General features: G+C 69.9%; 17 protein-coding genes. 4 read left to right on the top strand and 13 right to left on the bottom strand.

Features of this window, described 5'->3' with window-relative positions:
• Window positions 1-263 precede the first annotated feature (263 nt).
• The 6 genes from C1704_RS06695 to C1704_RS17740 form a co-directional block, all read right to left on the bottom strand.
• Entirely contained in the window at window positions 264-1,328 is a 1,065-nt protein-coding gene (locus C1704_RS06695; RefSeq protein WP_104301940.1) for a DUF932 domain-containing protein, read from the bottom strand.
• Window positions 1,329-1,742: 414 nt separating this feature from the next.
• Complete coding sequence (locus C1704_RS06700) at window positions 1,743-2,819, bottom strand: DUF7146 domain-containing protein (RefSeq protein ID WP_104301941.1); 1,077 nt, start codon at window positions 2,817-2,819, stop codon at window positions 1,743-1,745.
• Window positions 2,806-4,440: an ATP-binding protein gene (locus C1704_RS06705; RefSeq protein ID WP_104301942.1), complete on the bottom strand. Its 1,635-nt coding sequence runs from the start codon at window positions 4,438-4,440 to the stop codon at window positions 2,806-2,808. The genes C1704_RS06700 and C1704_RS06705 overlap by 14 nt, the downstream gene beginning before the upstream one ends.
• 108 nt (window positions 4,441-4,548) lie before the next feature.
• The gene (locus C1704_RS06710; protein ID WP_104301943.1) at window positions 4,549-4,890 is read right to left on the bottom strand and encodes a hypothetical protein; all 342 of its coding nucleotides are present in this window, start codon (window positions 4,888-4,890) and stop codon (window positions 4,549-4,551) included.
• A gap of 11 nt (window positions 4,891-4,901) precedes the next feature.
• Entirely contained in the window at window positions 4,902-5,177 is a 276-nt protein-coding gene (locus C1704_RS06715; protein WP_104301944.1) for a hypothetical protein, read from the bottom strand.
• A gap of 92 nt (window positions 5,178-5,269) precedes the next feature.
• The gene (locus C1704_RS17740; RefSeq protein ID WP_240668591.1) at window positions 5,270-5,908 is read right to left on the bottom strand and encodes a hypothetical protein; all 639 of its coding nucleotides are present in this window, start codon (window positions 5,906-5,908) and stop codon (window positions 5,270-5,272) included.
• Window positions 5,909-6,600: 692 nt separating this feature from the next.
• On the opposite strand from C1704_RS17740, the gene C1704_RS06725 reads away from it, so the two are divergent.
• From C1704_RS06725 to C1704_RS06740, 4 genes are all read left to right on the top strand, one after another.
• Complete coding sequence (locus C1704_RS06725) at window positions 6,601-7,371, top strand: AcaB family transcriptional regulator (RefSeq protein ID WP_128001346.1); 771 nt, start codon at window positions 6,601-6,603, stop codon at window positions 7,369-7,371.
• A gap of 595 nt (window positions 7,372-7,966) precedes the next feature.
• On the top strand, window positions 7,967-8,218 hold the full coding sequence (locus C1704_RS06730; RefSeq protein ID WP_211286872.1) for a helix-turn-helix transcriptional regulator: 252 nt from the start codon (window positions 7,967-7,969) through the stop codon (window positions 8,216-8,218).
• 334 nt (window positions 8,219-8,552) lie between these two features.
• Entirely contained in the window at window positions 8,553-9,494 is a 942-nt protein-coding gene (locus tag C1704_RS06735) for a site-specific integrase (protein WP_104301945.1), read from the top strand.
• A gap of 32 nt (window positions 9,495-9,526) precedes the next feature.
• The gene (locus C1704_RS06740) at window positions 9,527-10,771 is read left to right on the top strand and encodes a DUF1173 family protein (RefSeq protein ID WP_211286879.1); all 1,245 of its coding nucleotides are present in this window, start codon (window positions 9,527-9,529) and stop codon (window positions 10,769-10,771) included.
• Window positions 10,772-10,907: 136 nt separating this feature from the next.
• Here C1704_RS06740 and C1704_RS06745 read toward each other — a convergent pair whose 3' ends face one another.
• Genes C1704_RS06745 through C1704_RS06775 form a run of 7 tightly spaced genes read right to left on the bottom strand, consistent with a single transcriptional unit; the run spans window position 10,908 to window position 18,122 of the window.
• Complete coding sequence (locus C1704_RS06745) at window positions 10,908-11,225, bottom strand: YnfA family protein (RefSeq protein ID WP_104301946.1); 318 nt, start codon at window positions 11,223-11,225, stop codon at window positions 10,908-10,910.
• Window positions 11,226-11,247: 22 nt separating this feature from the next.
• Window positions 11,248-12,318 carry a DMT family transporter gene (locus C1704_RS06750; protein WP_104301947.1) on the bottom strand — a complete coding sequence of 357 codons (1,071 nt, stop codon included), beginning with the start codon at window positions 12,316-12,318 and terminating at the stop codon, window positions 11,248-11,250.
• Between the two features lie 19 nt (window positions 12,319-12,337).
• On the bottom strand, window positions 12,338-12,874 hold the full coding sequence (locus C1704_RS06755; RefSeq protein WP_104301948.1) for a hypothetical protein: 537 nt from the start codon (window positions 12,872-12,874) through the stop codon (window positions 12,338-12,340).
• A 5-nt stretch (window positions 12,875-12,879) separates the two neighbouring features.
• A complete protein-coding gene (locus C1704_RS06760) occupies window positions 12,880-13,266 on the bottom strand; it encodes a hypothetical protein (protein WP_104301949.1) in 387 nt (128 codons plus the stop codon).
• Window positions 13,267-13,312: 46 nt separating this feature from the next.
• Window positions 13,313-16,432: an efflux RND transporter permease subunit gene (locus C1704_RS06765; RefSeq protein ID WP_104301950.1), complete on the bottom strand. Its 3,120-nt coding sequence runs from the start codon at window positions 16,430-16,432 to the stop codon at window positions 13,313-13,315.
• Between the two features lie 11 nt (window positions 16,433-16,443).
• The gene (locus tag C1704_RS06770) at window positions 16,444-17,571 is read right to left on the bottom strand and encodes an efflux RND transporter periplasmic adaptor subunit (protein ID WP_104301951.1); all 1,128 of its coding nucleotides are present in this window, start codon (window positions 17,569-17,571) and stop codon (window positions 16,444-16,446) included.
• Window positions 17,568-18,122, bottom strand: coding sequence for a hypothetical protein (locus C1704_RS06775; protein ID WP_104302016.1), 555 nt, complete (start codon window positions 18,120-18,122; stop codon window positions 17,568-17,570). The genes C1704_RS06770 and C1704_RS06775 overlap by 4 nt, the downstream gene beginning before the upstream one ends.
• Between the last annotated feature and the right edge of the window lie 10 nt (window positions 18,123-18,132).

Here is an 18,132-nt window from a genome sequence, read left to right on the forward strand (position 1 = left end):
TAGTGGCTCTGGCGCTGTGCGGCCAGCATAGGGTGGGCGACGGGTCGACTTCAATGGGCGGCGCGGGCCTGTGCATCTGCTTACCGAATTGCCACTCGCAAGCCCTGGCGAATTCCGGCGAATGCGTGAGCGCGACCGCATGAAGCGATATGCGGCGTGAACGACGCCCTTGTCGGGGCGCCGTGCAACGTCGGCGCCGGCACGGTCGGCGAACGGGGTTGCCCCCGCTCGCCGCCGTGCCGGACTGCCTGCTCAGGCCGTGCTCAGATCGCTTCGGCCAGGCCCTTCCACTCGGCGGTGCCGAGCTCGATCAGCTTGCCGCCCAGCGCCTCGAACTCCGTGGCGCGGTCGTAGTCGTCGATCTCCTGGCTGTAGTGCGTCACCGCATTGACCAGCCCGTAGCCCGAGAGCTCGCCCTCGGTGATCAGGTGCCGCAGCACGCCCGAGCGCTCGACATCGTTGAGCGTGTAGCGCTGGGCCAGCACCTCGACCGTCTTCACCGGGTCGCCGACGAGGGGGATCTTCAGCGTCTTCTGCAGCTTCTGCGCCGTCTGCCGGAAGCTCGCTTCCGACACCGCCGCCTGCACCACGTCGCGCACCTTCAGGAAGAAGGCCTTGTCGTCGGCACGCAGGGTGTCGTCCTGGTAGACCTGCAGGCCCTCGTCCTCGGTTCCGAGCGAACGGCCCACATGCGTCTTGCGCAGCGACCGGTCGGCCGCGATCAGGCCGTTGCGGCAGACCAGCCGGTACAGCAGCGGCTGCACCGACAGCGTGCCCTGGCCGACCTCGGAGTTCGAGATCACCACGCCGGCCTGGACCACGTCGCCCGGCGCCATCTCGTAGGTCAGGCGGGAGGTGATGCACTTCAGGTACATGCGCGTCTCGGTCAGCTCGACCGACTCGAAACGCACGTCGGGCAGCTGCTGCAGGATGGGCAGCACGCTCTCGGCGAGGTCGAAGTTGTCGAGCCGGCGGTAGCGGTCCGACAGCACCGCGCGCACCTGGCCGTCCAGGGTGCGCAGCATGCGCCGGTCGTCCTCGCTCTGCAGCCAGGTGTTGACGTTGCGGTCCAGAAGCACCGGTTGCTCCTCGCGCATGCGCTCGAAGTACGCGTGCGGGATCTTCAGCTTGTCGGCCAGCTGGCGGCGCGCCAGCGGCGTGACGCCGTAGCGCACCGGGTTGCCGGCTTCGTTGACGATGATGTGCGTCCGGCCGTCGTCGCCGGTGCTGTGATGCACCAGCTGCGACGGCACGATCAGGTCCTTCTTCGAGTGCAGCTGGCGCTCCAGTTCCTGGGCCAGGCTCACGAGGGTACGTCCGCTCTTCATGACTTTCTCCAGTCGGGTTGGGGTGGGTGAGAAGCGGGGACGGCACGGCCCACGTCGGGGCACGGGTCCCCGCAGTGGGTTGACGACGACAACTCGCCGCATGCAGCGTGTCCTGGGCGGATTGGCGATGCATCGGCGAGGCAGGGGCGCGACTTCGGTGACACGGGTGTCGCCATCGGTCGCGCGGGATCTCCAGGGCTGCCTTCGTGGCGCCGGGAGGCGTCACCTGGTCTGGCAGCTACCAGTCGGGAAACGACGAGGGGAGCGCGTCGGCCGCAGGGCCGACGGCGCCTGACCTTTTCGCCGGCACCGGCAGGTCGTGGCGCAGGGCATGCGCCGACCCGTCCAGTGCCGCTGAAAAAGCGGGTGCGGCCCGCCGTGGCTCGCCGCACCCCAAGCTTCATGACCTCTGCCTCAGCCACCGAGGGCCACCCGGTTGCCCGAGGCCTGGTCGGCCGACGACGATGCGGTCGCTTGCCCCCGGCCCTGGTCGGGGCCGGTGGCACGCTGGCACCACACATCGGCCCAGTCCGTGCCCGCATGGCGCGGCACGAACACCCGCACCTGGCGCGGGCCGGTGGTCCTCTCTTCCCGCTTCAGCCGCCGCGCGAGCGCGTAGGCGAAGCACTGGCCAGCGAAGTCACCACCGGCGTCGTTGTCCGCGTAGATGCAGACCTCGCACACGGTGTCCGGCACCCAGAGCTTCTCCAGGTTGCCCGCGCTGATGCCGGCCCACACGGGCTTGCCGGTGGCCAGGTGCACCGCCAGGGCGGTCTCGATGCCTTCGCACAGCGCGAGCTGCGCGCCGGCGTCGAACAGCCGCACGGCAGCACCGTGGATGCCCGCGGAGAGCACCTTCTTCGCGTCGGCGGCGTCGAGCTTTCGGCCATCGCGCAGGTAGGTCCGGTGCAGCGTCACGGCCTGACCGTCCGGCGCCTGGATCAGCGCCAGCATGGCCGGGTAGGCCGCGATCTGCCGCGACTTGCCGTCAGCACCCTTCTCGAAGTAGCCGAGCGACGGGTGGAACCGCAGCACCGGCGGATGCCGATGCAGGGTCAGCCCGCGTCCGCGCAGGTAGCGGTCGACTTCGTCGCCGGCCACCACCGGCCGCGCCTCGTCCCAGATGCGCTGCACCAGCCGGCGCATGCGCTCCCCCGATGCCGCTGGGGCACCGGCTTCGCAGGCGGCCGCCGCCGGCAGCATGCCCAGGCAACGTTCCACCTCGCACAGGGCGGCATGGAAGTCCACGCCCCGCACAGCCTGGAGCAGCTTGAAGCCGCCACCCGGGCCGCATTGCCGGCAGTGGTAGTTGCCCTCGCCGAACTTGTCGGTGTACTGGAAGCGGTCGGTCCCGCCGCAGGACGGGCAGGGCCCGTTGCGATGCCGGAGGATGCGCTCCTCGATGCCGGCCGCAGCCAGCACCTCGCTCCAGCGGCCGTGCGCGCGCTGCTTCACGGCGTCGATGCGTGCCGCGTAGTCAGCGTCCTGCATGCGATCCTCCGCCCGCCGCTGCGTGGTCGACCAGATCGACGGTGTGCCCGGGCGCGAGACCCACGCCCACCGTCAGCTGGAAGGTCTTGCCGTGCAGCAGCGGGTACTTGCCCAGCCGCAGGGACTGCAGCAGCGAGTCCAGCGTCTGCACCGGGTCCACCGCCCGCAGCAGGCGCAGCAGATCGGCCAGCGCGTCACGGTCGGCGTCGCGGTCGGCATCGAGGAACTGGTCGTGCTCGTCGGTGAACGAGGACAGCTGTTCCACCGGCGCGCCCGTCGTCTCGCCGTCGGGGATGTACAGATTGCCGTCGTGGCAGACCCCGGCGTCGCTGACCAGCGTCTCGTCGTCGCCGACGCGCAGGCGAACCTTCTCGCAGAGGATGACCGTGGGCCAGACCCAGCGGCCCTCCAGCGCCGTGCGCAGCTTCTCGCCCACCGGCGTCACGCGCTGACCCTCTTCCTCGAGGAAGCGGACGTGGCGCATCACCCAGTGGTCGGCATGCACGCCGATCCAGTCGAACACCAGCCAGTCGCGGGCGCGCGCCATCATCCAGCGCGGCGCGTTGTCGTCGCCCACGTCGTCCAGGGCCACCAGCTGCACGGCCCCCGACTCGATGGCCTCGCGCGAGGGCGCGGTCGGCACCGGCGTCAGATGGCGGCGCTCGCCATGCTCCACCTGCACCGGGTAGCCCGACACCAGGCTGCACAGCTCGGCCGGCAGGGTGCCGAGGTCGTTCAGCAGGTCGAGGTGCCCCCAGCCGCGCATGACGCGGTAGTAGGTGTCGATGAAGTGCCGCGGCGGCAGTTCGGCCTTGGCGATCTCCAGCGTGCGCCGCCAGCAGGCCTTCAGCTCGGTGTCGATGCGCTGGCGCTGCACGTCCTCGTCGATCAGGCGGTCGCGGTCCGGCAGGCGCGCCATGAACTGGCGCGAGTCCAGGTGCACGACGTTCACGTCCTCGCGTGTTGACCAGGCCGGCCGCAGCACGCAGAAGCCCTGCAGGAACACCCAGGTGTCGTGGGTGTACCGGCCGTCGCGGGTGCCCGCGAGGTGCACGGCGCCGATGGCGCTGGCCTGGGTGGCCAGGTGGGCCTCGGCCATGGCGCGCTTGAGCGGCTCGCCGTTGAACCACACCGGCACCGGAAATCCGGCGCACAGTTCCTCGACGCGCTGCGCAAGGTCCGGCAGGTCGACGCCGTGCAGCTCGACCCGGGTGCCTGTCACCGCGTCATCCAGGGGGCGCTCCTCGACCTCGACCATTGCCTTGGCCAGTGCGGCCGCGGTGTCGATGTCGACGCGGCGTCGGCCCGAGGCCACCACGCAGCGCGAGGCAGCGTACAGGCACTTCGAGAACCCGACGCCGAAGGGGCGCTCCTGCGTGCAGGTGTCGGCGTCCCAGCCCGACTCGTGGAAGCTGAGCAGCTTCTGGAAGTCGTCCAGGCCGTGGCCGTCGTCCTGCACGGTCAGGATCCGTGCCTGCGGATCGTGGTCGATCCGGATCAGGCGGGCGCCGGCACGGCGCGCGTTCTGCAGCAGCTCGGACAGCAGGGTGAACCGGTTGCTGAAGGCATGGCGCTGGTTGCGCAGCGCGCCTTCTTCGTTGATTCGGACTTGGATCTTCATCGTTGACTCCTTCGGGGGCATCCCGATCGGGGGAAGAACCGGCGGACGCACCCCTGGCGGGATGCACCCGCCGGGGTGTGTGGGCCGGTCAGCGCGGATCGGTGCCCATCAGGGCGTCGTGCGGACCGGAGGGGTGAACAACTGGCCGGCGGCCTGCGCCTCGACGAGGCTGTGCTCCAGGAACTCCCAGAGCTGCAGGTGCTGGCGACTCAGGACCTCGCCGTCGTGGCCGAGGCGCTCGACCACCGGCCCGGCGGCATGGCCACCGGATTCGGTGAGCGGCTGCCAGTGGACGCGGTAGACGAGCCGGTCGGCACCGGCGATGACGAAGGTGCGGCCGGACCGACCGGTCAGCACTTCGCTCTCCTTGACGAGGTACTCGATGTCCTCGGGCGCCTGCACGGACAGCAGGCGCACGCGGCCGGGAACCAGGCGTGCATCGGTGTGCATGGCGGCTCCCCTCAGTGCCGGGTCAGCCGCATGGGCTGGTCCGACGCAGCGTCCGGGACGCAGGGCGCCTCCGGACGGGTGCCCTCGATGGGGCGGGCCACCGGCGGGCGCCCGGTGGGTCCCCCTTCCGGGAGGGTGTCGTCGCCTGCGAGCGGCAGGATGCAGTCGGCGCCGACCTGCGGCCGGACTTGCTCCATCAGCAGGGCGTCTTCGTAGTCCATGCGCCCGGTGATGCCGTAGGCGAGGGCTATCGCCAGCAGGCAGAGGGCTTCCTTGAATGTGAGCATGGTGAGTTCCTTCGAACGGATGGGCGCGTGCCGGCGCGGCCTGACCGGATCGGTCGGCGCGGCCCGAGGCACGGCGCCCGGGGTGGGCGTGATCACGCGAACAGGTCGCCCTGCACGGACATCTGCTTGAGCTGCTCGTTGATCCACTGGGGATTGCGGGTCAGCCGGGCCTCGACCCATTCGGGGTGGGTCGCCACGGCCTCGCGCACCCAGTCGGGGTAGCGGGCCAGCGTCGCGTGCAGCCAGGGCCGCAGCCCAAGACGGATGCGCTCGCGAACCTCCTCGGCGTCGACGAGTCCGCAGTACGGGATCGGCGACAGCGGGCTGCAGCCGACCACGCGCAGGCAGTTCACGAACGAGAACGGCAGGCCGTCCTTCTCGCGTTCGGTGAACACCCAGCGCAGGGTGTCGAGCTTCTCCTCCAGCGGCGTGGCCGGGTCGGCCAGGTGCCGGATCTCCTGCAGCAGGCGCCAGTGCAGCAGGACGATGTCGTCCTCGCTCCACTCCTCCACCCACTCTTCGCAGGTGCTGCCCGGTGCGCCGGTGGCGCTGGCGGCGCTGTCTGCGCCGGCATCGTCCTGGAGATCCAGGCCGGCCGGGATGTCGAACGAGGCGTCGATGACGAACGGGGTCGTCGTCGAGCCGAGTCGGGCTCGGTGTGCGTCGAGGCTTGCCGTGTGTGGCGAGCCGACAGGGGCGCCGGCCTGACGGCAGGCGTTGTTGCTGTGCATCGTGGACTCCTTGGATGGGAAGAGAGACCACGTGCACCCCGTGGCGGGGGCGTGGGCCCCCATGCGGGTGACGGTTGGGTGATGTGGCTCCGGCCGCCTTGCGGGCGAAGCCTGGAACTCCAGGGCTGACAGGGTTCAGTGGCGCGCGCGAGCGCGGTGATCGGTGTCAGCGTCCGATCGGGGGGACATCGGCGAGAACGGGACGAGCCCGGGAGGCAAGGGCGCGGTCGGTGCGGCGCTCGAGCTGATGCGCTCGGCACCGGGTCGCAGCCCTTGCCTCGAAGGCCCGGCCTGAGAGCGAATGCCCCGGCGTGCCTGATTGCTTGCGCGGTCCTCGGCACGGCGATGCACAGGGGCACCCGACGGAGCGACACCGCAACGGGTGTCCCCCATCGGTGGGGCGTGCATCACCGCGAGTCGATCGTCCCCACGGGTGCCTGTGCGACCTGCACGGGCACCCAAGCGGGGGATCAGTTCAGGACATCTCCAAGGCTTGCCGGGTCTGGATGCAGGGCCAGCTGCTGCATGGCGCAAAGGTAGGTCGCCGTTTCGGCCCGGTCAATGGGCCGACGCCCGTCGCCAAGCAACTGATCGCGAAAGCGCCCCGAGGTGCCGGGGCTTTCGTGTGGCAAAGGGCCGTGCACGTTCGGAAGATGCCATCGACCCCGTTGTCAGCACAAGGAGCCGCGGGCATGGCCAATGTCGAGATCGTGAAGGTGGACCAGGGCGGCGCCAACGCCCGCATCCTGGCCCGCGAAGCCAAGGTCGACTTCCGTCGCGTCGAGGCGGCCAGCCTCAAGATCGCCACGCGGTTCAGCAGTGCCGAGGGCAAGCGCATGTTCGTGCGCATGTTCAACACCCTGCAGCTGAACATGCACTTCATCTCGGTCATCGCCCGCACCCGGCTCGACCACGAGGACATCGGCCGGATCGAGACGGCGTTGCGCGGCAGGATCGATGCCGCGACCGCCAGCCTGAACGAGGCTATCGACGGCGCCGAGGCGCTGTTCAAGGCCCATGGCATCACCAGCCTGGCGTCCTACGACACGGTGCCGCTGGACGTGGACGTGCGCGTGCTGTCGTCGATCAGCCGCCGATTCCTGGAGGTGCTGGTCAAGCTCGACCAGCTGATGCCGCTGCTGCAGACGCTGGAGATCCACGAGGTGGTGTCGGCGCAGGCGGTGGACACGCAGCGTGCGGGCCTCAAGCGCCAGGTGCGCGACATCGCCAATGGTGCGCGCAGCTTTGCGACGGGCCTGCGGCGGCGCATGAACGCGCTCGATGCCCGCGCCACGTCGCCCGACGATGCCGAAGTTCCTGACGACGCGCTCGGTACCGCCGCCGGCGAAGCCGTCGATTCGACGACCACGGCACCGGACGGACCCGCAGATCCCCCAACGACAGCGGGCCGCGACGTGGAGTTGCTGCCTGCGCCAACGGCAGTCGCTGCGGTGGCGGAGTAGGCGGTGGAATTGCAGGCCGTCCCATGTCTCTCCCAAGCGGCGGCACCCACCGACGCTTGCGCGGGCAATCGGCGCGGGCGTGTTGCCCTTGAGCGGTGCGGACGCTACCGTGTGTCCAGGCCATGGGCTGCCCGCAGAGGCAAGTCGGCGCCACCGTAGCGCCGATCACCCGTTCAACGGGCGAATCGCCCCGGGCCTCCACCCGCATCGGGTGGCGTCGCAGTCGATACCTGCCTCGTCCAACGTCGGCACGCTGCCTCCGGCGTGCCGGCCAGTTCCGGCGGACCCGCCGCGCCCGGCTCGGCGACCGAACGCCCCCGGTGCCGGACTCGGCCCTCCGCGGCATCGAACGCGCGGACCCGCACCGCATGGCGGCCGGCATGCACCCCCAAGGGGGTGGCGATCGAATCACACCGAAGGGGGCCCTCGGCAGGGGCCCTCTTCGGAAGGCATCTTCATCCACCGCGCGAACGGAACGCCCGCGGTGGTCCAGGAGTCGAGCGTTCCCGGGCGGCTGGCGCGTTTCCTGACCGAGCGCCGTCGTCGCAGAGCAGGTCATGACCTTTGCCGGCTGCATGCCGATGAGAGGCCGATCATGCCCCGCGTTCCTGTTCCCGCCGCCCCGTCGGCGGATTCCCCGGCCGCGCCGCCCAGCGCCGCGCTGCCGGACACCGGCTTCCTGCGCCAGCCGCAGGTGCTGTCCTTCGTCCCCATCTCCAAGTCCACCCTGTGGCGGCGCGTGCATGCGCGAACGTTTCCGGAGCCCGTGAAGCTCTCCGAGCGCGTGACCGTCTGGCGCGCCGAGGACATCCGCCGCTGGATCGAGCAGCAGGGGGTTGCGTCATGACGCACCTGGAAAGGCGACGGACGCATCGCGCTGCACGCGGTAACGCCTCGGCAACAAGGCGGCACGCATGCCCGGGCACATTGAAGCCGCAACGCGGTCGGGCGAGGTCTCGCCGCGGCCGTGAACGCGACAGGGCCTGGCGTGTATCGGCCGCGAAACGACTGGTCACACGGGAGTCGCAGGTTCGCGCGTTAGACGTGGGGATGCCATGCATGTGCTCGGGCCGTGCGTGGTCCATTCCGTCGACATCGAGGAAGCGATTGGCGCGAAGCGACCACACCGCCGCGCCCGGCCAGCGTCCTTCGGTGATTCCGTCGTCCAGGGAGTAACAACAATGGAAGACGATCCGGAAGCCGCCGGCGATCGCCGGCAGACCTTGCAGACGATCCAGATGCTGCGCGAGGTGATCGACGGCGATCCCTACGCGACCGTGGCGCAGCGATGGGGGCTGTCGCGTTCGGCCGTCGACCGGCGCATCAAGGGGCTCGCGGTGCAGCTCACGCAGGCAGTGGGCGTCGATGGCCTGCAGGAGAGCGGCGCCGCCTTCGTGAAGCGCCTTCGCATGCACCGGGACGCGATCCTCCAGGCACTGGAGCACTTCGACCCGACGCAGGTGAGCTCCCAGCGCGAAGCCCGTGTGCTCAATCCCGATGAGGTCGATCTCGGGGCGCGCCGCGTGCGCAGCCGATCCACGCGGCCGCTGCACGACCTGGCGCTCTACTACCTGCCCTTCGCGACCGGTCTGCGCCCGCTGGAGGTCGCGCGCCTGACGGTGGGCGACTACCTGCTGGAGGACGGCAGCGTGCGGCGAGAGTCGAGGGTGCGCGCCGATGTCGCGATCAACGGCAGGGACCGACCGCTGTTCTTCAACCACCGCCGTCTCGACGAGGCGCTCGGCGCCTATCTCGACGAGCGGGTCCGTGCCGGCCATGGTCTCGGCGCCGCCGAGCAGTGGCGCGGCCTGGATCGGCACGGCCCGCTGTTCCTGGGCGCTGAGGGCGAGGTCTATCCGATCACGCCGAACGGCGGCGAGGGCCAGAACCGCTACGTCTGCCGTCCCCTGCTGGAGATCTACCGCAAGATCTTCCGCCAGGCCGACATACCCGGTCTGTGCACGCAGTCGGCGCGGCTGACCCTGATGTCGCGGATGTACGAACGCGGCGCCGACGAGGACCAGGTCGGGCTGGTGCTGGGCATCGCCGATCGAAGTGCCGTGCGCGAGCAGCTGCCGAGGCCGCGACCCGAGCTGGCCAAGGTGCTCGAGGAGCTGGCATGACACGGCGCGCCCGCTGAAGGGCTGCAACGGCGATGGAGTCGGGGAAGGAGTCGGGGGTGGACGGGCAGCGCTTTGCGATCGGTGGGCGCGTGGTCGACGCCGACGACCCGCAGCTGCAGGACCTGCTGGCTCAGGCCTACGAGGCGCCGGGCCGGCCGCGCTGCCTGTGCGTGGCAGGCGGCGTCGAGATGTACGTCGCCTTCCATCGCCACTTCCAGATCAAGCGCATGCCCGAGACCGGGGACCGGCACCACCCCGCCTGCCCGAGCTACGAGCCGGGGCCTGCGATGTCGGGCCTGGGCGAACTGGTCGGCGATGCCGTTGTCCAGCTGGATCCGGCACGGGTGGAACTGCACGTGGACTTCCCGTGGGCGCGTGTACCCGGGCGGCCTGGGGTGAGCCGCGAGCCTGCCGAGCCGTCGGAGGTCGGCCGCACCCGTCGCCGGATGAGCCTGCGGGCGCTGATGCACTTCCTGTTCGAGCGGGCCGGCTTCAACCGCTGGTCACCGGGCATGGCCGGGAAGCGCAACCAGGCGGTGCTTCACAAGTACCTGATGCACGCCGCCGAGGCGGTCCAGGTGAAGGGCGAGCCGCTGTCGAACCGGCTGTACGTGCCGGAAGCCTTCAGCGAGTCTGCGAAGGCCGAGCAGGCCGACCGGCGCCGTGCCCGGCTGTCGGTGCTGCAGCCGCATGACGGGCGTCAGCCGCTGGCGGTGGTTCTGGGCGAGTTCAAGGGCTGGGAGTCGACGCCCGCAGGCGCGCGCATCTGGATCCGCCACATGCCGGACGCACCCTTGCTGGCAGACGCGCGGACCTGGGCGCGGGTGCAGCGCGGTTTCGCGCCGCTCTTCGAGGCGCTCGACTCGGACGGAGGGCGAGGGCTGCGTCTGATGCTGGCGGCGCTGATCCGGGCACGCCGAGAGCACACCTACGAGATCGACCTCGCCAGCCTGATGCTGACCAGCGAGGAGTGGATTCCGCTGGAGGGTGTGCACGAGGCGCCGCTAGTTCGAGCGCTGGTGGCGCAGGGACGGCGGTTCGTGAAGCCCATGCGATACGACGCTCGGACGGCCGCCGGGTTCGCGAACGCCATCCTGCTGGATGTGGGAGCAGAACCGGTGCCTTTGCACGTGCTGAGTGCGTTCATGACGCCGATCGCGGCACAGGAAAAGCGCAGGGCTGTCGCACAGGCGGGCGGTCGCTCATGGGTGTGGTCAACTGAAGTCCCGATGCCTCGCCTGCCTGAAGCCACTGCGCGAGTGGAGTCCGAGATCTGATCCGACGCTCCGCAGGCCTGGATCGAAGACTTCACGAGGACCGTACGCCCTCACGGCCAGGATCCGTTGGTCATCGCCGATCCTGGCAGCGGACCTTCGCTGCACGCAGGCCGGCTCGCCTGGCGAGGGCCAGCCGTCAGCGCGGCTGGAACATGATGATGCCCATGCCTGTCAGCGCGACCGCCACGCCGGCGACGTCCCAAAGGGTCGGACGGATCCCGTCCACGGCCCACAACCACGCCAGCGCTACCGCGATGTAGACGCCACCGTAGGCGGCATAGACGCGGCCGGCGGCGGTCTCGTGCAGCGTCAGCAGCCACGCGAACAACGCCAGGCTGGCGCCCGCCGGCAGCAGCAGCCAGATGCTGCGTCCCTGCTTGAGCCACAGGTAAGTCAGGTAGCAGCCGACGATCTCGGCCAGCGCGGTGGCCAGGAACAGGGCAAGGGTCTTCATGGCGCTGGAGTGAGGCCGGCAATCAGTGGGAGTGCCGGTGGTGCTCGTCCGGGAAATGCGAGTGCAGGTGTGTCAGCGGGTCGTGCCGGTGGCGATGCGTGTGGCGCGCGGGCACCGGCTCGTCGGGCGCGTGGTGCTGGTGATGCACGTCATGCTCATGCTCGTGGTCATGCTCCATCGCCTCGTGCGTGTGCGGGTGGGCGTGCCGCTCGCTGAGGTGCAGCCACACGCCCAGCGCCATCAGCGCGCCCGCGACCAGCAGGGCCGGCGTCACGGGCTCGCCGAGCCAGACCACGGCGAGCAACGCCCCGAAGAACGGCGCCACCGAGAAGTACGCGCCTGTGCGCGCCGTGCCCAGGTGACGCAGCGCGACGACGAACAGGGTCAGGCTGATGCCGTAGGCGAAGAAGCCCAGCACCGCCGAGCCCAGCAAAGCGCCTGGCGCGGGCAGGCTCGCCCCCAGCGTCAAGGCGATGACGAGGTTCACGCTGCCCGCAGCCAGGCCCTTGACCATCGCCACCCAGGTGGCATCGGCCAGCGACACCTTGCGCGTCAGGTTGTTGTCCAGGCCCCAGGCCAGGCAGGCGCCGAGGACCGCAAGCGCCGGCCAGACACTGCCGATGCGCGCCTCGCCGGGCCAACTCAGCACGACCGCGCCGGCCACGATCGCCACCATGCCGAGTGCGATGCGCCGGTCGAAGTTCTCCTTGAACGCGAACCACGCCAGCAGCGCGGTGAACACGCCTTCGGCATTGAGCAGCAGCGAGGCGCCCGAGGCCGGCATGCCCGACAGCCCGAACATCAGCAGCACCGGCCCGACGACGCCGCCGGCCAGCACGGCGCCCGCCAGCCAGGGCCATTCACCCCGCTCCAGGCGCGCCGATGGCGAGCGCCGCACGAACCGCAGCAGCATCAATCCCAGCCCGGAACCCAGATAGAGCAGGCCGGCGAGCATCCACGGCCCCACACCCGTCAGCAGTGCCTTGGCCAGCGGCGCGCTCGCGCCGAAGAGCGCTGCGGCCAGCAGCGCAGCGCCCACGCCGGCCGGCAGCGGGCGAGCGGCGGGATCTGGATCGGTCTCGGGCGAAGTCACACGAACAGTATGGCGCCCATCAGCGAACCGACACGTCGGCCACCAGGCGTGACTTGAATGCCCGTTCGCGCGTGGCAGTCTCGGGCTCGGTTACCCAGCCGTAGCTGCTCTTCCACGACCAGACCACCCCTTCGATCCTGACGAATCGCACCTCGCCGGCCCGTCCCTCGACGGTGGTCGTCTGGCGCTGGCCGTCGAACTCGAAGGCGATGGGGTGTCGGCCCGGCTTGAACCGGAACCGCACCATCGTGTTCGGAAGCGTCTCGACAGCCGCGGCGCTGCCGCCCTGAACGATGACGAAGTTGGACCCGTCCGCCCAGTTGCGCCGCACCACGTACACGGTCAGCGCGTCGGAATCCGGCGTGAAGCGTTTGGCTGCCGCGTCGGCGTCGAGGCTCGGAACTGGCGCCTTGGTGCAGGCGATGATCCGTCCCTTGTTGGTCTTGTGGCAGTACGGCACTTCGGCCGTCGGGTTGGGTGGCGGTGGCGTCGCGCAGCCGGCCAGCAGGCCGGCCGCGACGAGCGCGGAAACCACCAGGAGTCGGTGGGTGCTCATGGCTGTCACTTCAAGGTGAACCGCGCGGTGGCCGGCTTGCCGTTGACCGTCACCACGGCGACCGCCTTGGTGCCCGGGCCGACCTTGAAGCTGCCGGTGGCCTCCAGCTTGTCGCCGGCCGGCTTCAGTTCGACCTCCTGCTTCTCGGTGCCGGTCAACAGCGTCACCTTCGCGCTGGCCTTGGAGACGTCGGCCGCCTTGCCGTGGTCGCGCAGGTACAGCTGGATCGCCGTGGGCTTGGCGACGAGTTCGTAGTCCATGTCCTTGACCTCGACGACCACGCCGCCGTGCATCGGCTTGTGCTCGTGGGCATGGTCGTGCTTCTCGCCGGCCGCATGGACGGTGCCGGCAGCAGCCAGGGCGACGGAGGCGATGAGGGTGTGCATCTTCATGGGAGTCCTTTCAGGTTGGGTGCGGGGTTGGGTGGGGGAACGGGTGTCAGAGCGCTTCGGCGTCCTTGTCGTCCATCAGCGCTTCGGCGCTCTTGCGGCCGAAGAGCCAGAACATCGCGGGCGTGAGGAAGGTGTCGAGCAGCGTCGAGCTGATCAGGCCGGAGAAGATCACCACGGCCACCGGGTGCAGCACCTCGGTGCCGGGGCGCTCGGCCTCGAAGAGCAGCGGTGCCAGCGCGAAGGCTGTCACCAGGGCTGTCATCAGCACGGGGCTCAGCCGCTCGAGCGAGCCGCGCACGATCATCTTCGTGTCGAAGGTCTCGCCCTCGAAGCGCATCAGGTTGATGTAGTGGCTGACCTTGAGGATGCCGTTGCGCACCGAGATGCCGGCCAGCGTGATGAAGCCCACCAGTGCGGCCACGCTCAGCGGCTGGCCCGACAGCCACAGCCCGATCACCGCGCCGACCAGCGCGAGCGGGATGTTCACCATGATCAGCGCCGACAGCGTCGTGGACTTGTAGCGGCTGTACAGCACCACGAACATCAGCACCAGCGACACGATGGACAGCAGCCCGACCAGGCGGGACGCCTCCTCCTGCGCCTGGAACTGGCCGCCCAGGGTGATGAAGTAGCCCTCGGGCAGCTTCGTCTCCGCCACGACCTTGCGGATGTCGGTGACGATCTCCGACAGCGCGCGCCCCGACGCATTGGCCGATAGCACGATGCGCCGCTTGCCGTCGTCGCGGCTGATCTGGTTGGGGCCGTCGCCGTCCTCGATGGTCGCCACCTTGGACAGCGGGATGCGCCCTGTCGGCGTCTCGATCAGGATCTGGCTGAGGCCCTCGATCGAACGCGCCGACTCCGGCAGCTTGACCACCAGCGCGAAGCGCCGACCGCCCTCGACGATCTGCGTGACCTTCTCGCCCTCGACCAGCGCCTGCAGCGTGGCCAGCACCTGAGGTGCCGGCAGGCCGTACTGCGCCGCGGCGGCGTAGTCCACCCGCACCTTGATCTGCGGCGCCAGCACCTGCTTCTCGATCTGCAGGTCGGCGATGCCGGGAATCGACGCCAGCTTCGCTCGCAGCGCGTCGGCCTGGCCGCGCAGGGCGTCGAGGTCCTCGCCATAGATCTTGATCGCGATCTGCGAGCGCACGCCCGAGAGCATGTGGTCGATGCGGTGCGAGATGGGCTGGCCGATCTCGATGGCCGCGGGCAGGTTGGCCAGCTTCGCGCGGATGTCGGCCTTCACCGCGTCCATCGATCGGGTCAGCTCGGCAGTGGGCACGATGCCGACATCCAGTTCGCTGACGTGCACGCCCTCGGCGTGCTCGTCGAGCTCGGCCCGGCCGCTGCGCCGTCCGACGTGCGTGACCTCCGGCACCTGGCTCACCAGGATCTCCGCCTGCCTCGCCAGTGCCGAGCTCTCCGTCAGCGTCACGCCCGGGTTCAGGCGCAGGCCGATGAGCAGCGTGCCTTCGTTGAACGGCGGCAGGAAGGTGGTCGGGAAGAACGGCACCGCCACGGCGGCCGCAACCACGGCCACGCCCGCCGCGGCCAGGGCCGCCTTCGGCCGGTTCAGCACGCCCTCCAGGCTGTTTCGGTAACGGGCCTTGAGCCAGGCCAGCACCTTGGTGTCGCCATGGTCGAGGTTCTTCATCCGCGGCAGCAGGTAAAAGCTGAGCACCGGCGTGACCGTCACCGACACCACCAGCGAGGCCAGCGTCGAGACGATGAAGGCGATGCCCAGCGGCACGAACAGCTTGCCCTCCAGCCCCGGCAGCGCGAACAGCGGGATGAAGACGAGCACGATGATCACGGTCGCGTACAGGATCGCCGAGCGCACCTCCATCGTGGCGTGCGACACCACCTCGATCGGGTGCAGGCGGCTGTTGGGGTGCTTGGCGCGGTCCTCCTTCAGGCGGCGCAGCACGTTCTCGACGCCGACGACCGCGTCGTCGACCAGGCCGCCGATGGCAATTGCAAGTCCGCCCAGCGTCATCGTGTTGATCGACAGCCCGAAGTAGCGGAAGACCAGTGCGGTGATGAAGATCGACACCGGGATGGCCGTCAGCGCGATGATGGTCGGCCGCAGCGTGCCGAGGAAGAAGAACAGGATCACCGCGACGAACACCGACGCGCCGATCAGCTTGCCCTGCAGGGTGGTGATCGAGGTCTCGATGAAGCTGGCCTGCCGGAAGGTGACCCGTGGTGCCTCCATGCCCGCGGGCAGCGACGCCTTCAGGCCCGTCAGCGCTTCCTCGATCGACCTGGTGAGCGCGATCGTGTCCGCGGTCGGCTGCTTCTGGATGCCCAGGATCACCGCCGGCTTGCCCTCGTAGCCGGCATCGCCACGCTTGATCGCTGCCGCGAACGTGACCTCGGCGATCTGCCGCAGCAGGATCGGCTGGCCGTTGTTGGCGCCGAGCGCGAGGTTGCTCAGGTCGTCCAGGCGCGAGGTTCGGCCGAGGTTGCGGATCAGGTACTCGCGTCCGTTCAGTTCCAGGAAGCCGCCGGACGTGTTGGCGGAGAAGCCCTTGAGCGCGGCCTCGAGCTGGTCGTGCGTGATGCCGAGCTCGGCCATGCGGGCCGTGTTCGGCTGCACCTGGAACTGGCGCACCTCTCCGCCGATGGGGATGACCTGCGCGACGCCCGGCACCGACAGCAGCCGCGGCCGCAGCACCCAGTCCGCGTACTCGCGCACCGCCATCGGGCTGATCTTCTGCGGATCGACGGGAATCGCGATCTGCATGATCTCGCCCATGATCGAGCTGATCGGGCCCATGCGCGGCACCACGCCTTCGGCGATGCCTTCCTCCATCGACGCGAGGCGCTCGGCCACGAGCTGCCGGGCGCGGAAGATGTCGGTGTTCCAGTCGAAGGTGACGTAGAGGAAGGAGAGTCCTGCCGACGAGGTGGAGCGGACGCTCTCCACGCCGGGCAGCCCGTTCATCGTCGTCTCGAGCGGGAAGGTGATGAGCTGTTCCACCTCCTCGGCGGCCATGCCGCCGGCCTCGGTCATGATCGTGACCGTGGGCTTGTTGAGATCGGGGAAGACGTCCACCGGTGTTCGCGACAGGGTGAACGCGCCATAGGCCATCAGCACGACGCTGGCGATGATCACCAGCAGCCGGTTCGTCAGGCTGTTGTCGAGGAGCCACTTGAACATTGCGGCTCCTGTCAGCGGACCTGGTTGATCAGCGTCGCGCCCTGCGTGGCCACGCGATCACCGGCCTTCAGGCCCGAGGTCACGGCGACGTTGACGCCGTCCAGCGGCTCGACCGTCACGGTGCGCGGCTCGAATCGCTCGGGCGCCGTCTTCACCCACACGATGGTCTGGTTGGCCGGGTTCTTCATCAGCGACGACACCGGCACCGCGATGCCCTGCACCTTGTCCTTGCCCTGCACGAACACGCGCACCGGCTGGCCGACGGCCAGCGACGACAGCACCTTGCCCTCGGCACGGAAGCCCAGCGGCAGCGCCTGCTCGCGCAGGCTGCGCGCGGCGCCGATGAAGGCGAGCGGCACGCGCTGGTTGCCCACCGCGAGGCTGGCACTGCCGACGTTGCCGGCCAGCGCCGCATCGAACGCCAGCGCCTCGACGCGCAGCCGCGCCGGGTCGACAATCTCGAACACCAGCTCGCGCGCATCGACCACCTGGCCGGCGACGACATGCGCCGACGCGATCACGCCCGAGACCGGCGCCACCAGCGCCTCGCGCGACGCGAGGCCGGTGCCGACAGCGGCGATGCGCTCGGCCAGGCTCTGCGCCTCGCTCTCGGCGGCCTCGATGTCCTTGCGGGGCACGGTGTCGGCCAGTTCCTTCAGGCGCGCGACGCGCTTGTCGGCCAGCGACTTCGCAGCGCGCAGTTCGGCCAGCTGCGCGGCCTGGTTCGAGCGTTCGATCGGGGCGGCGGACGGCACGACGTAGGCCAGCACCTCGCCCTTGCGCACGGCCTGACCGGCGTTGGGCAGGCCGCGCGGTCCGGGTTCGATGCGGCCGGCGTTCAGCGGCTGCACCTTGCCGCCTGCGTTGGGGTCGATGACCACCTTGCCGTTCAGCTCGAACGAGCGCGGCAGCTCGGTGGCCTCGGTGAGCAGCGTGCGCACGCCAAGCTGGCGCTGCGCCGGCTTGGGCAGGAAGACGCTGCCGTCGGGTTGGCGTTGCGGCCCGTTGGCGTTCGGTGCGGCCGGTGCATCGCCGTGGTCATGGCCTTCTCCGGACATGGCCGGCGCCGAAAGGCCCAGTGCGAGCGCGAAGACAGCCGGGAGCGCCCAGCGGCGCGTGCAGAGGATGTTCGAAGTCATGCGACGGCTCCGGTGGTGCGCTGGCGGCCCGCGGCGATGCGGCGACCGATGAGGATCAGGGCGATCAGGGCGGCCAGGGCGCCGGCGCCCCAGCCGGCGTACTCCTTCCACGAGTGCACATGCGCGGCCTCGTCGGCGTGCGCCTCCTCGTGCAGGTCGAGTTCGCCAGCCAGGAGGTCGACCTCCTGTCCGGCGGTGACGGTGGCCGTGATCGGCAGTACGCCGGGCTTGGGTTCGGCAGCGAGCACGATCTCGAAGGCGTCCTCGTGCTTTTCAGCCTTCAGCTTCGCGCCGGCGATCTCCAGCTCGATCTGCGCGTCGGTGACGGGTGCGTTGTCGGCCGCGCGGTCGAGGTACAGCGTGATCTGCTTGCCGTTCAGCACGCCGACCAGTTCGAAGGTCTCGGAGACCGCCGTGAAGCGGGGCAACGCGGGGCCGGTGGACGTCGGCGCAGCGTCGCCGTGGTCGTGGCCTTCGCCGGCGTGAACCAGCGGGGGCATCAGAAGGGCCGCGATTGCAGCGAACGCGGCCAGGAGAGATGAAGTTTTCATGGGTGGACTC

The organism is Caldimonas caldifontis, assembly GCF_002930615.1.
Lineage (GTDB): Bacteria > Pseudomonadota > Gammaproteobacteria > Burkholderiales > Burkholderiaceae_C > Caldimonas > Caldimonas caldifontis.